This window comes from Rhizobium sp. CG5 (assembly GCF_023701945.1).
Taxonomy (GTDB): domain Bacteria; phylum Pseudomonadota; class Alphaproteobacteria; order Rhizobiales; family Rhizobiaceae; genus Allorhizobium.
The window spans coordinates 440,597-453,688 of record NZ_JABAEF010000002.1 but is presented as its reverse complement, the minus strand read 5'-3'; the positions used below and the strand labels follow the sequence as shown (position 1 = coordinate 453,688).

Annotated in this window: 13 protein-coding genes; 10 read left to right on the top strand and 3 right to left on the bottom strand. The window is 63.5% G+C overall.

Translation table 11 applies throughout. The features are described 5' to 3' along the window. Positions 1-328: 328 nt before the first annotated feature. Complete coding sequence (locus tag HGO38_RS05545) at positions 329-1,762, bottom strand: FAD-linked oxidase C-terminal domain-containing protein (RefSeq protein WP_250954913.1); 1,434 nt, start codon at positions 1,760-1,762, stop codon at positions 329-331. A gap of 152 nt (positions 1,763-1,914) precedes the next feature. Between HGO38_RS05545 and HGO38_RS05540 the strand changes: the two genes are divergently transcribed. After that, positions 1,915-2,811 carry a LysR family transcriptional regulator gene (locus tag HGO38_RS05540; protein ID WP_250954912.1) on the top strand — a complete coding sequence of 299 codons (897 nt, stop codon included), beginning with the start codon at positions 1,915-1,917 and terminating at the stop codon, positions 2,809-2,811. Between the two features lie 3 nt (positions 2,812-2,814). Here HGO38_RS05540 and HGO38_RS05535 read toward each other — a convergent pair whose 3' ends face one another. Beyond that, positions 2,815-4,227, bottom strand: coding sequence for a DUF6880 family protein (locus HGO38_RS05535; RefSeq protein ID WP_250954911.1), 1,413 nt, complete (start codon positions 4,225-4,227; stop codon positions 2,815-2,817). A gap of 151 nt (positions 4,228-4,378) precedes the next feature. On the opposite strand from HGO38_RS05535, the gene HGO38_RS05530 reads away from it, so the two are divergent. Then, positions 4,379-4,633 carry a type II toxin-antitoxin system HicA family toxin gene (locus HGO38_RS05530; RefSeq protein WP_250954910.1) on the top strand — a complete coding sequence of 85 codons (255 nt, stop codon included), beginning with the start codon at positions 4,379-4,381 and terminating at the stop codon, positions 4,631-4,633. After that, positions 4,630-4,965: a type II toxin-antitoxin system HicB family antitoxin gene (locus tag HGO38_RS05525; protein ID WP_250954909.1), complete on the top strand. Its 336-nt coding sequence runs from the start codon at positions 4,630-4,632 to the stop codon at positions 4,963-4,965. Before HGO38_RS05530 ends, HGO38_RS05525 begins: the two co-directional genes overlap by 4 nt. A 2-nt stretch (positions 4,966-4,967) precedes the next feature. Here the strand turns inward: HGO38_RS05525 and HGO38_RS05520 are convergent, their stop codons facing one another. Beyond that, entirely contained in the window at positions 4,968-6,239 is a 1,272-nt protein-coding gene (locus HGO38_RS05520; RefSeq protein WP_250954908.1) for a DUF3422 family protein, read from the bottom strand. A gap of 176 nt (positions 6,240-6,415) precedes the next feature. Here HGO38_RS05520 and HGO38_RS05515 point away from each other — a divergent pair, with 176 nt between their 5' ends. The 7 genes from HGO38_RS05515 to HGO38_RS05485 all read left to right on the top strand — a co-directional run bounded on the left by HGO38_RS05515 (position 6,416) and on the right by HGO38_RS05485 (position 13,087). Beyond that, on the top strand, positions 6,416-7,258 hold the full coding sequence (locus HGO38_RS05515) for a FadR/GntR family transcriptional regulator (RefSeq protein ID WP_250954907.1): 843 nt from the start codon (positions 6,416-6,418) through the stop codon (positions 7,256-7,258). Beyond that, a complete protein-coding gene (locus tag HGO38_RS05510; protein WP_250954906.1) occupies positions 7,255-8,034 on the top strand; it encodes a (Fe-S)-binding protein in 780 nt (259 codons plus the stop codon). Before HGO38_RS05515 ends, HGO38_RS05510 begins: the two co-directional genes overlap by 4 nt. Positions 8,035-8,046: 12 nt before the next feature. Next, positions 8,047-9,495, top strand: a complete 1,449-nt coding sequence (locus tag HGO38_RS05505) for a LutB/LldF family L-lactate oxidation iron-sulfur protein (RefSeq protein ID WP_250954905.1) — start codon at positions 8,047-8,049, stop codon at positions 9,493-9,495. 2 nt (positions 9,496-9,497) lie between these two features. Continuing rightward, a complete protein-coding gene (locus tag HGO38_RS05500; protein ID WP_250954904.1) occupies positions 9,498-10,169 on the top strand; it encodes a LutC/YkgG family protein in 672 nt (223 codons plus the stop codon). Between the two features lie 132 nt (positions 10,170-10,301). Continuing rightward, positions 10,302-11,639 carry a glycosyltransferase gene (locus HGO38_RS05495; RefSeq protein WP_250954903.1) on the top strand — a complete coding sequence of 446 codons (1,338 nt, stop codon included), beginning with the start codon at positions 10,302-10,304 and terminating at the stop codon, positions 11,637-11,639. Further along, complete coding sequence (locus tag HGO38_RS05490; RefSeq protein ID WP_250954902.1) at positions 11,636-12,391, top strand: HAD-IIB family hydrolase; 756 nt, start codon at positions 11,636-11,638, stop codon at positions 12,389-12,391. Before HGO38_RS05495 ends, HGO38_RS05490 begins: the two co-directional genes overlap by 4 nt. A 186-nt stretch (positions 12,392-12,577) precedes the next feature. Next, complete coding sequence (locus tag HGO38_RS05485; RefSeq protein ID WP_250954901.1) at positions 12,578-13,087, top strand: NUDIX hydrolase; 510 nt, start codon at positions 12,578-12,580, stop codon at positions 13,085-13,087. The last annotated feature ends 5 nt before the right edge of the window (positions 13,088-13,092 follow it).

Below are 13,092 nucleotides of genomic sequence, written 5' to 3'. Positions count from 1 at the left end.
GCACCATCGAACGGTGCTTGCCCCTCACCCTGACCGGCATAGGGCCTTCTCCCCGCCGGTAGGAGGGCTGTCGCATATGAAAACAGTCCCCTCCCAAACCCTCCCCACAAGGGGGAGGGCTTAACCCAGTCGCACTCCCGGCGGTTGGAGCCGAGCGGTTCCCACGAGTCTTCTCCCCCCTTGTGGGGGAGATGGCCGGCAGGCCAGAGAGGGTCTTCGCTCCAATGCAAGAGCCCGGCCACCTGCGGCGAGAAGTGCCGGCAGGTCGGGCGCAACGCTTTGCGCCTGACATGAGGGGCAGTCTTGGCGGAGCTGAAGCGGGATCGTCTCAAGCCCTTCCCTCCAGCGGAAAGACCTTGTTGGGGTTCAGCGTCCAGTTGGGATCGAAGGCGGCGCGGATGGCCATCTGCTGGTCGAGGTCGACCTGGGCATATTGGTGCAGCATCAGGTCGCGCTTCTCGATGCCGACGCCGTGTTCGCCGGTCAGGCAACCGCCGGCATCGACGCAGAGTTTCAGGATCTCGTTGCCGGCCGCTTCGGCGCGGGCGGCATCCTCGGGATCGTTGATATTGTAGAGGATCAGCGGATGCATGTTGCCATCGCCGGCATGGAAGACATTGGCGACGCGCAGGCCATAGCGGTCGGTGATTTCCGAGGTCTTCTTCAGCACATAGGCGAGCTGGCTGAGCGGCACCGTGCCGTCCATGCAGATATAGTCAGCGATGCGGCCGGTGGCACCGAAGGCCGATTTGCGGCCCTTCCAGATCAGCGCCGATTCCAGCGCCGACTGGCTTTCGCGCACCGTCTTCACATCATGCTTTCGGGCGATATCGCAGATGCTTTCGAGCATGGCCTCCATCTCGGCCTCGGAGCCCTCGACCTCGACGATCAAAAGCGCCTCGACATCGAGCGGATAGCCGGCATGGGCAAAGGCCTCGCAGATCTCGATGGCCGGCTTGTCCATAAATTCGATCGCCACCGGCACGATGCCGGCGCCGATGACGTCGGCGACGCAGGAGCCGGCGGCTTCGGCGCTGTCGAAACCGAACAGCACGGGCCGCGCCCCTTCCGGCTTGGCGATCAGCCGGACGGTCGCTTCCGTCACCACGCCGAGCTGGCCTTCCGAGCCGCAGACGAGGCCGAGCAGGTCGTAGCCCTCGGCATCCAGCGCCTTGCCGCCGAGATCGATGATCGTGCCATCGACCAGCACCAGCTTGACGCCCAGAAGGTTATTGGTGGTGACGCCATATTTCAGACAGTGGGCGCCGCCGGAATTCATGCCGATATTGCCGCCGATGGTGCAGGCCAGCTGCGAACTCGGATCGGGCGCGTAGAAAAAGCCATCGGCGCTGACGGCTTCGGAAATGTTGAGATTGGTCACGCCGGCCTGCACGGTGGCGGTGCGGTTGGCGTAGTCGATATCGAGGATGCGCGACATGGCCGAGAGGCCGAGAACGACGGCATCTTCCTGGGGAATGGCACCGCCCGACAGCGATGTGCCGGCGCCGCGCGGCACGACGGGAATGCCATATTTGTGGCAATATTTGAGGATGGCGGCGACCTGCGCCGTGGTCTCGGGAAGGGCCACCGCCAAAGGACGGCGGCGATAGGCGATGAAGCCATCGGTCTCGAAGGGCACCAGTTCGACCGGCTCGTGGATCAGGCGATTGGCCGGCACGAGCTCCTTCAGATCGTCAACGATCTCCCGGCGACGCGCCATGATGGCCGCATCAGGCACCAGAAACTGGATGGCTTCCGTCATGCATGTCTCCCCTCACCGCATGGAACCCGCATACACTCCCGCCGCATGCGCTTCAACTGGTATTGTTTCTTTACCACTTTGACGAAAGTCATGCAAATGTTATGGACTTATGACGATTTCGGAAAGAATGCATCTGTGGAGGCCCGGCCGGCATGACCAATCTCGGCGATCTCGAAGTGTTTGTCCGGGTGATCGCTGCCGGCAGCATGTCGACGGCGGCGCGGGCGCTCGGGCTGTCGCCGGCCGTCGTCTCCAAGCGCATCAAACGGCTGGAAGACCGGCTCGGCACGCGGCTTCTGCAACGCACGACACGCCAGCTTTCGATGACCGAAGCCGGACAGGGCTTTTACGACCGGGTGGTGGCGGTTCTCTCCGGCCTGGAAGAGGCCGAATCCTATGCCTCCGGGCGCTCCTCCGATGTCACCGGAACCTTGAAGATCTCCGCGCCGACCTCGTTCGGGCGATTGCACATTGCCCCGCATCTGAAAGGATTCATGGCGGCGCATCCGGATCTCACCCTGCATCTGGTGCTGTCGGACGAGTTTACCGATATCGTCGGTGGCGGCTTCGATCTGGCGATCCGCATTGCCGAACTGACCGATTCGACGCTGGTGGCGCGGCGGCTGGCACCGGTGCGGCGCATTCTCTGCGCCTCGCCCGATTACATCGCGGTTCATGGCATGCCGGAGGATATCGACGACCTGAAACGGCATATCTGCCTGCCGGCCCATAATTACGATGCCTGGCGGCTGGAAGGGCCGCAGGGCAGTCTTGTGCTGAAGCCGGAAGGGGCGCTGATCACCAATTCCAGCGAGGTGATCCGCGAGGCGGTGATTGTCGGACTGGGGATCGCGCTGCGCTCCACCTGGGATATCGGCCCGGAGCTGAAGAGCGGCCGGCTGGTGCAGGTGCTGCCCGGCTATGAGGGCTCGCGCAATGTGGCGCTCTCGGCGGTCTATCCGAGCCGGCAGTTCCTGCCCGCCAAGGTGCGGCTGTTCATCGACTATCTCTCCGGCCTCTACGGTCCCGTGCCCTATTGGGAGGGGTGACCGTCAGCCGCGCAGCCCGCCCGGAACGGCGCTCCAGAAGCTGTATTTCTTCGGATGGATGCGGCGCAGGTCGTCCATGAAATCGTCGTGGTGCTTCAACCGCGCATCCTCCGGCAGATGCGGCAGAAGGCGCTCAAGCTCCGTCAGGTAGAGGGCGGCATAGGGATAGGCGGCACCGATGCCGCGGCGCAGGATGTCATTGATCAGGACGCGATAAAGAACGGTGGCGGCCAGCGGCTGCTGTTCGGACAGAGCCTCGGCCGCCGGTGCCAGATCCTCGTAATAGCGGCCTTCCCAGCTGGCCTCGTGCCGCAGCACCAGCGCCGCGGCGCGGTCAAGCTTGGGCCAGGAGATGAAGAACTCCAGCGCCGCATAGATGTCGCTGGCATCGTCGACCAGCGCGAAAGCCCGGTCCATCTCGTCGAATTCGGCGAAATCGTCGAGCTTCGACAGATAGAGCCGGAGCACGGCAGGATCGTAGGTCTCGGCGAATTCGCGCCAGCGCAGGGCCTGGGCATCCTCGCGCCGTTTCAGGCGTTCGAGGATCTCGGCCTCCAGCAGACGCCGCTCGCGGGCGCCATATTCCGGGCCGACGGACATGATCTCGCCATTGACGGGCAGAAGCCGCATGCCGCTTGGCCGCATGCGCACCCATTCCAGCGCATCCTGATGGCGGCCGGCGGCATGCAGCAACGTGGCGACGGCCAGGGTATCGCGGCGGTTTTCCGGCTTGTCACCTTCAAGCTTCAGGAAGGTATCCATGTCCTCCTGGTGCAGCGCCAGGGCCTGGAGCAGATCGAGCGCCCGCAGCTTCAGCGGCTCGGTGGGCAGGACGCCGGTCAACACCGCTTTCCAGGCATCGGCGGCGGGCCTTTCCAAGACGCCCGTGAGGGCACGCAGGAAGCCGGTCTGCTCGGCGTAACGATCCCGCTGGCGCAGCATTTCGATCTGCGGCACCAGCAGCACCTGATCCTGCGGGGCCACGGTGGCGATCAACTCACAAGCCGCGACCTCGGCATCGTCAAAGACCTTCCACAGGCGGGGACTGTCGGCGACCAGCCGGGCCGACAGCGAAAAGCGCAGCGCCAGGAACCGCAGGATGCGATCGGCAGCGCCGGCCGGATCGGCAGCGCCGAGTTCCGAGAGGATGTTGCGGGCAAGGCCGGCATATTCGGCGGCAAGGTCCTTGGCGCGGGCGCTGTTGATGCGCGTCGTGGCACGATCCGAGCTGTCGAGACGCTTGTCGATCAGCCGGCCCATTTCCTGCGGCCCGACCTCTCCGGCCAAAGCCGTCTGCAGACGGGCCTTCAACGCCTTGTTGGCCGTGGCCTCGTCGAGCAGAATATCGACCAGTTTGTCGAGGCCGAGGCTGCTCAAACCGTTCTTGTCGAGCTTTGCACGTGTCTGCCGGACCATCTGCTTTCGTCACGCCGTTGTTTGATCTGCGCAATCTTTATCGGCCGGATGCGGAAGCGGGGCAAGGGAATTTGCGGTGATGCACCTCAAGGACAGGCTACCAAGAGAGGGCTACCATTGATTTTGGTACCAGATAATGGTATCGAAATGTATGAAGCGTAAACATCGCGCCACGCTCGAACAGATCTTTTCTCGTCCGGTGAGCGGCACGATCCGCTGGTCGGAGATCGAGGCTCTGTTTATCGCGTTGGGCGCGGAGGTCAGCGAACGGGAGGGGTCGCGGGTCGGGGTTTTCCTGTTCGGCCAGATCAAGGTCTTTCACCGGCCGCATCCCTCGCCGGACACCGACAAGGGGGCTGTTGCCAGCATCCGCAGATGGTTCGAAGAGAATGGAATAGTGCCGTGAACAACATTATCGAGATTGAAGGCCAGAAAGCCGTCGTGTCCCTGGATCCGGATATCGGCCTGCTGCGCGGCGAATTTCTCGGCCTGAATGGCGGCGCGGACTTTTATGCCGACAGCATCGACAAGCTGCGTGAAGAAGGCGCTCTGTCGCTCAAGGTTTTCCTGGAGATGTGCGCGGAAAACGGCGTATCGCCCTATCGGCAATTCTCCGGCAGGTTCAACGTGCGGCTTGCCCCGAAACTGCATGAAGCTGCCGTTCTTGCCGCACGCGCCGAGCAGAAAAGCCTCAACGAATGGATCTCCGACGTAATCGAGTCCGCCGCCGAGCAATAAGCTCAATCCCCCTCCGCATGGCGCTGCCTGACGCGGCGGACCACGTACCAGACGCCGAGCACCGCGAAGGGCACCGAAAGGCCGGTGATGACGCCAGGATCGACCGGCAGCAGGTCGTGGCTGATCGCCTTGGCGAGATAGCCGACGAGACCGACGATGTAATAGGAGATCGCCGCCACCGACAGGCCCTCGACAGTCTGCTGCAGGCGCAGTTGCATTTCGGCACGGCGGTTCATGGTGGAGAGCAGGTCGCCGTTCTGGCGTTCCAGCTCCACGTCGATCCAGGAGCGGACGAGGCCGGTGGCGCGCGACAGCTTGCGCGACAGGTTGGCCTGGCGCTCCTCGACGGACTGACAGGTGCGCATGGCCGGCGCCAGGCGCCGCTCCAGGAACGAGCCCAGGGTCTCGTAGCCCGGCACCGGCGTTTCATCCAGCGTCTTGATGCGCTCGCGCACGATGCCGTCATAGGCGCGGCTGGCGCCGAAGCGGTAGAGGCTGAGCGCGTCATTGGCCTCCAGTTCGGCGGCAAGCCGGGTGATTTCGCCCAGCATGGCATCCGCCTCGTCGCGGGCATTGGTCTTCATGCGCTGGGTGACGCCGGTTAAGCCATCCTCGATGCGGCGGATATCCGGCGACAGGGTCTGGGCGAGCGGCAGGCCGAGCATGGCGAAGGTGCGATAGGTCTCGATATCGAGCAGGCGCTGCACCAGGGCACCGCGGCCGGCTTCGCTCAGACCCCGGTCGATGACGAGGATCTGGGTGAGGCCATCGCCATCCTGGCGGAAGTCGGTCAGAACAGCCGCCTGGCCGTTCTTGACCTCGCTGTAACAGAGGCTGGCCGGATCGAAGACATTCATCGCATCGGTGACCGGCTGGCCATCCGGGCGGATTTCAAGCCTTATGCCCGACATCAGCGGGCCGGGTGGCGAAAAGCCGTCGCCGAAGGGATGTACCGCGACCTCGCCGCCGAACTGCTCGGGCAGCGGCCCATCCCAGAACCAGGTGGAAAATTCCGTGTGGCGTTCCCAGCGCAGCGTGCCCTGCCCCCAGGCCAGTGCGTGATAGCGGGCATTGCGTTCGGGCGGCGACACGCCGCGGCTGCGCGACAGCTCGGCGATCGCCGCGTGATGCACGGCCGAGCCGCCATCCATCATGAAGGCGAGCTGGAAGATGACCCGCGCCGATTTCACCAGCGCATAGGGCCGCGCATGGATTTCGCCGAGCGCCAGCGCCCGGTCCGGGGCTGCCGGAAATGCAAACGACCGTTTCACCACGTCTTTCAGTCTCCCCGTTACAGGTGGCGATCTTAACAAAAGCGAAGCAATGGGGAAGTCACACCTTTGCCGCAGTACCCTCTCTATCCGCTTCGCAACGCTGTAATGCGACAAGTGGACAAGTTTATTGACCAATTATGCCACCGCTTGCTAGAACAACGGCACAGGAGGATCGCGTGACCGACAAGGATGCCGGGCTTTTCGCCCAGATCACCCATAGCCGGACGGCCAGCGAAGTGGTTCGACAGATCGAACTGCTGATCCTGCAAGGCGTGTTGCGCGATGGCGACCGGCTGCCGGGCGAACGGGATCTGGCGCTCGATTTCGACGTGTCCCGGCCGATCCTGCGCGAGGCGCTGAAGGAGCTGGAACAGCGCGGCCTGCTGGTCAGCCAGCATGGCGGCGGCACCTATGTCGCCGATATCATCGGCCAGGTGTTTTCGAAACCGATCATCGACCTCATCTCCCGCCACGAACGCGCCACGCGCGACTATCTGGAATATCGCCGCGAGCTGGAAGGCTTGACGGCCGAGCTTGCCGCCCGCCGGGCCAGCGAAACCGATCTTTCGCTGCTGGCGCGCATTGTCGAGGACATGAAGGCCGCCCATGGCCGCGGCCGGCCGGAAGACGAGCTGGCGGCGGACGTGGAATTCCACAATGCGATCGGCGAAGCGGCCCACAATATCATTCTGCTGCACACCATGCGCGCCTGCTACCGGCTGCTCAGCGAAGGCATCTTTTTCAACCGACGCGCCGTGTTTGCCTTTGCCGATGCCCGCGACCGGCTGCTGGCCCAGCATATCGCCATTTACGAGGCGATCGCGGCGGGCGATCCGGACCGCGCCAAACGGGCAGCACAGGCCCATATCGATTTCGTCATGCAGGCCGTCGACAGCGCAGCGCGGGCCGACGAATGGGGCCGCGTGGCGCGCCTGCGGCTGCTGCAGCGCGACAGCCAGCCGGGCACGCCGCGCGTCGCCTCCCCCCAGCCCAACGAAAAAACGGACATCGAGACATGAATACCGAAGCGCAGACGCCAAGGCCCCGGGTCGGCCTGTTCGCCACCTGTCTTGTCGATCTGTTTCGCCCGAGCGTCGGCTTTGCCAGCGCCCAGCTGATCGAGGATGCGGGCTGCACGGTGATCGTGCCGATGGCGCAGACCTGCTGCGGCCAGCCGGCCTACAATACCGGCGACCGCCGGGACACCCGCGCCATTGCCGAGCAGGTGATCGAGCAGTTCGAGGGCTTCGACTATGTGGTGGCGCCGTCCGGCTCCTGCGCTGCGATGCTGAAGAAACACTATCCCGGCCTGTTCAAGGGCGACGCCCAATGGGAGGAGCGCTGTCGGCGCTTTTCGGACAAGGTCTTCGAGCTGGTGTCCTTCCTGACCGACGTCAGGGGCGTGCCGGCGGTCTCGGCAACACTGTCCGCCACCGTCACCTATCACGACAGCTGTTCGGGTTTGCGCGAACTCGGCGTGCAGGCGCAGCCGCGCCAGTTGCTCGCCTCCATCGAGGGAATTGAGCTCAAGGAAATGGCGACCAGCGACGTCTGTTGCGGCTTCGGCGGCACGTTCTGCGTCAAATATTCCGATATTTCCGGCGCCATGGTCACCAAGAAGACCGCCGACATCACTGCAACCGGCGCCGACCTGCTGCTGGCCGGCGACATGGGCTGTCTGATGAACATGGCCGGCAAGCTGAAGCGCGAGGGCTCGCCGATCGCGGTGCGCCATGTCGCCGAAGTGCTGGCAGGGATGACCGACAAGCCGCCGATCGCCGGCAGCGGCAAGTGAAGGACTGATGCGATGCAGATGACCTCGACGCAGTTCAAGTCCAATGCCGCCGGCGCGCTGGTGGATGCGCAATTGCAGAAGGCGCTGAAGAATGTCGAGACCGGCTTTATCGCCAAGCGCGCGACGGCGGCCGCAGCGCTGCCGGAATTCGATGCGCTCCGGGACCGGGCCCGCGACATCAAGAACCATACGCTGGCCCATCTCGATCTCTACCTGGAGGCCTATGAGGCCAAGGTGACGGCGTCGGGCGGGCATGTGCACTGGGCGGAAAGTGCGGCGGACGCGCGCCAGATCATCAAGGATATCTGCCAGCGGGTCGGCGCCAAGACCGTTACCAAGGGCAAGTCGATGATCACCGAGGAGATCAATCTCAACGAATTCCTGGAGGCGAACGGCATCGAGCCGGTGGAGACCGATCTAGGTGAATATATCATCCAGCTGCGCGGCGAGCATCCAAGCCATATCATTGCGCCCGCCGTGCATCTCAACAAGGAACAGGTGGAGGAGGATTTCCGCCGGGTTCACACCCATCTCGACGCGGACCGGGACTTGAGAGCGCCGGAACTGCTGCTGGCGGAAGCCCGCGAGGTGCTGCGCCAGCGCTATTTCCAGGCCGATGTCGGCATTACCGGCGCCAATTTCCTGATTGCCGAGACCGGCTCCTCGGTGATCGTCACCAACGAAGGCAATGGCGACCTGACCCAGACGCTCGGCAAGGTGCATGTGGTGGTCGCCTCGATCGAGAAGATCGTGCCGACGCTGGAGGACTGTTCGCAGATCCTGCGGCTTTTGGCCCGCTCGGCGACCGGGCAGGACATGTCGGTCTACACGACCTTTTCCACCGGGCCGAAGCGGCCGGAGGATCCGGACGGACCGGAGGAATACCATGTCGTGCTGCTCGACAATGGCCGCACCGCCATGCTCGGCACCGAATTCGAGGAGATGCTGCGCTGCATCCGCTGCGGCGCCTGCATCAACCACTGTCCGGTCTACCATGCGATCGGCGGCCATGCCTATGGCTCGGTCTATCCGGGGCCGATGGGTTCGGTGCTGACGCCGTCGCTGTTCGGCATCGACCAGTCGGGCCATTTGCCGAATGCCTCGACCTTCTGCGGACGCTGCGAAAGCGTCTGTCCGATGCGCATTCCGCTGCCGAAGATGATGCGGCACTGGCGCGAGCGGGAGTTCGAACGGCACCTGACACCGGCCGCCAGCCGCTACGGCATCACGCTATGGGCCTTTTTCGCCAAGCGGCCGAAGCTCTATCACCTGGCCGCCGCAATCGGCCGGACGGCGCTCGTGTGGCTCGGCGGCAAGAGCCAGCGGATCCCGTCGCTGCCGCTGGCCTCCGGCTGGACACAACATCGTGACATGCCGGCGCCGGAGGGACGTTCCTTCCTCGAGCAATGGGCGGCGCGGCAATCGGCCGAGCAGTCATCCGCCAAAAACCGGGGAGCCTGACCATGCAGGGCAGAACCGCCATCCTCCTGAAAATCCGCTCGGCGCTGAAGGCCTCGCCGCATGACAGCGAGCGCCAGTCGGTGGCGTCGGCCCGGCTGGCGACGCCGCCGGTCGGCATCATTCCGGCGCGCGGGCAATTGCCGCTGGACGAGCGGGTCGCACTGTTTTGCCGGATGGCAGAGACATACAGCGCCAGTGTGGGACGCATCAGCAGTCTCGATGCCCTGCCGGCCGCCGTCAGCACCTACCTGAAATCCCGCAACCTGCCGGCGTCGGTCAGGATCGGCGCGGACCCGCGCCTGACCTCGGCGCCGTGGAGCGAGGAAGGCACGCTGGAGGTTCGCCACGGCGCCTCTCACGGCCACGACCTCACCGCCGTCAGCCATGCCTTCGGCGGCATTGCCGAAAGCGGGACGCTGGCCCTGCTGTCGGGGCCGGACAATCCCGTGACGCTGACCTTCCTGCCGGAACATCATATCGTCGTGGTCAACGCCTCCGACATCGCTGGCGACATGGAAACCATCTGGGCTCGGCTGCGGCAGGCCAACGGCCGGAACGTCATGCCGCGCACCGTCAATTTCGTCACCGGCCCATCGCGCTCGGGCGATATCGAGCAGACCCTGCTGTTGGGCGCACATGGGCCGAGAGCGCTGCATATTCTGCTGGTTGGCTGAAGGAGCCGCGTCGTTCCAAAACCGTCACGGGGACATATCCAGGGAATCTAATTCCCGCACACTGGAACATATCCGATCTCAATGCATTCATTCCTTGCATTTTGAGAACGAAAATTCTATAGTGTGAGGATTATGGTAACAGTTACGGATATCTCCGAGACACCGCGGATCGCACTCGTTTCCACCCATGGCTATGTCGCGGCTCACCCGCCGCTCGGCGCCGCCGACACCGGTGGACAGGTCGTTTATGTCATTGAACTGGCCAAGAAACTGGCTCAGCTCGGGCACAAGGTGGATATCTACACCCGCCGCTTCGAGGACCAGCCGGAGATCGACATCGTCGACGATGACGTGCGTGTGGTGCGTATTCCCTGCGGCGGCCGCGACTTCATCCCGAAGGAATATCTGCACCGCCACCTGACCGAATGGTGCGAGAAGGCGCTGCGCTACATCAAGCGCGAGGGCCTCTCCTACCTGTTCATCAACAGCCATTACTGGGATGCCGGCGTCGCCGGCCAGCGGCTGTCCGAAGCGCTCTCCGTTCCGCATATCCATACCCCCCATTCGCTGGGACTGTGGAAGAAGCGGCAGATGGAAACGGACTATCCGGAACGCGCCGACAAGTTCGAGGCGGAGTTCAACTTCAAGGAACGCATCCAGCACGAGCTGATCGTTTATCGCAGCTGCCAGCTGGTGGTGGCCACCACGCCGATCCAGCTCGACATGCTGATCGACGACTACGGCATGGCGAAGAACCGTGTGCATATGATCCCGCCCGGCTATGACGACAATCGCTTCTATCCGGTCTCCAACGCGTCCCGGCAGATGATCCGCAACAAGCTGGGCTTTTCCGGCACCGTGGTTCTGGCGCTTGGCCGGTTGGCGACCAACAAGGGTTATGACCTGTTGATCGACGGTTTTGCGGTCATGGCCAGCCGCGTGCCGGATGCAAGGCTGCACCTGGCGCTGGGCGGCGAGAATCTCGACCCCCAGGAGCAGAAGATCCTCGACGAGCTGCATGCCAAGGTGAAAGAGCATGGGCTTGAGGATCGGGTCGATTTCTCCGGCTTCATCGCCGACGAGGACCTGCCGGACTATTATCGTGCCGCCGACATGTTCGTGCTGTCGAGCCGCTACGAGCCGTTCGGCATGACGGCGATCGAGGCGATGGCCAGCGGCACGCCGACGGTGATCACCGTGCATGGCGGGTTGTTCCGGGCGGTGAGCTATGGGCGGCATGCGCTGTTTGCCGATCCGTTCGACAAGGAAGATCTCGGCATCACCATGATGAAGCCGTTCAAGCATCCGCGCCTTTATGGCCGGCTGTCGCGCATGGGCGCCCACAAGGCCCGCAGCCTGTTTACCTGGACCGGCATTGCCCAGCAGTTGGTGGCCATGGTCGAAGGCCGTCCGATCCCACAGGCGCTCGACGATACGGAATGGGCCGAACCGTGGAACGATGGCGATTGAAACCGGTCCGGCTGTTTTCCTCCGATCTGGACGGTACGCTGGCCGGCAATCGGGACGCCTCGAAGCGTTTCGCCGACTTCTGGGCCCGGCTGGACGACGCGACCCGTCCGGTGCTGGTCTATAATAGCGGCCGGCTGGTCGATGACATTCTGGCCTTTACCGAGCAGGAAGGCCTGCCAAGAGCTGATATCGTGATCGGCGGCGTCGGCACCATGCTGGCCTCGCCGACCCATGCCGACCTGTCGGAGCATTACGGCGAAACGCTCGGGGCCAACTACGATGCCGATCGCATTGCCGCCATCATGACCGGCCTGCCCGGCGTCGAGCGGCAACCGGAGCGCTACCAGCATGCCCGCAAGTCGAGCTGGTTTTTGCACGATGCCTCGACGGATGAGGTTAAGGCACTGGAACGCCGGCTGATCGCGGCCGGTCTGGCGGTCAAGCTGGTTTATTCCAGCAAGCGCGACCTCGACGTGCTGCCCGGCAATGCAGACAAGGGACAGGCCTTGCGCTGGCTGTGCGACCGGCTGGGGATCGGGCTCGACGAGGTCGTGGTGGCAGGAGATGCGGGCAATGATCGGGCGATGTTCGAACTGGACATGGTGCGTGGCGTCATTCCCGCCAATGGTCATGCCGAGCTGGTCACTCTGTGCGAGGGCAATCCCAGGATTGTGCGCGCCGACAGGCCAGAAGCCGATGGTGTGATGGAGGGATTGCGTCACTGGGGTGTTGCACCGTCACGCAACAGTTGAAAACCCTGTCTAAACTCTCGTAGACCAAAAGTGGTCGCTTTCAGCGCTTGACGTAGACCGCCATAGTTTCATGATCAACGGTCATACCGGTGATGCAATTGATTCGGTTTTTTCTCGCGTCAAGCATCACAAAATTTACGTTCCTCCCTATATATTCAACATAGATCAGATAAGGATCGCCCGAAATTGACGATTGTAAGCCGCATTGCTTCTGAAGTGCATTTGATGCTGCGGCGCCCGCCGCGGCAGCAATATGCCGCGCTGTGCTATCGGCAGCGCAAGAAGCAGGAGCAGGTGGAAGTTCTGCTGATCACCAGCCGGGATACCGGCCGCTGGGTCATCCCGAAGGGCTGGCCGATGGAAGGCAAGAAATCCCATGCGGTGGCCGAGCGCGAGGCTTACGAGGAGGCAGGCGTCAAGGGCAAGGTGGGACGCGAACCGATCGGTCACTACTCCTATGCCAAGGGCATGGAAGGGGGCCTGAAAATCAACTGCAAGGTGCAGGTCTATCCCCTTGAGGTGAAGGACATGCTGAAGGACTTTCCGGAAAAGGGAACGCGGCGGGCCGAATGGGTCAATTGCCAGGAAGCCGCGGCCCGTGTCCAGGAGCCCGAGCTGAAAGTGCTGTTTCACCGGTTCGCCCAGATGATGCTCAACGGCGGCGATATCGTCCCGGCCCCCGAAGAGGCGCGGTGACGTCA

Coding starts and splice junctions, on each gene's coding strand:
- HGO38_RS05545 (WP_250954913.1), bottom strand. CDS start 1,762: ATGACGGAAGCCATCCAGTTTCTGGTGCCTGATGCGGCCATCATGGCG.
- HGO38_RS05540 (WP_250954912.1), top strand. CDS start 1,915: ATGACCAATCTCGGCGATCTCGAAGTGTTTGTCCGGGTGATCGCTGCC.
- HGO38_RS05535 (WP_250954911.1), bottom strand. CDS start 4,227: ATGGTCCGGCAGACACGTGCAAAGCTCGACAAGAACGGTTTGAGCAGC.
- HGO38_RS05530 (WP_250954910.1), top strand. CDS start 4,379: ATGAAGCGTAAACATCGCGCCACGCTCGAACAGATCTTTTCTCGTCCG.
- HGO38_RS05510 (WP_250954906.1), top strand. CDS start 7,255: ATGAATACCGAAGCGCAGACGCCAAGGCCCCGGGTCGGCCTGTTCGCC.
- HGO38_RS05505 (WP_250954905.1), top strand. CDS start 8,047: ATGCAGATGACCTCGACGCAGTTCAAGTCCAATGCCGCCGGCGCGCTG.
- HGO38_RS05500 (WP_250954904.1), top strand. CDS start 9,498: ATGCAGGGCAGAACCGCCATCCTCCTGAAAATCCGCTCGGCGCTGAAG.
- HGO38_RS05495 (WP_250954903.1), top strand. CDS start 10,302: ATGGTAACAGTTACGGATATCTCCGAGACACCGCGGATCGCACTCGTT.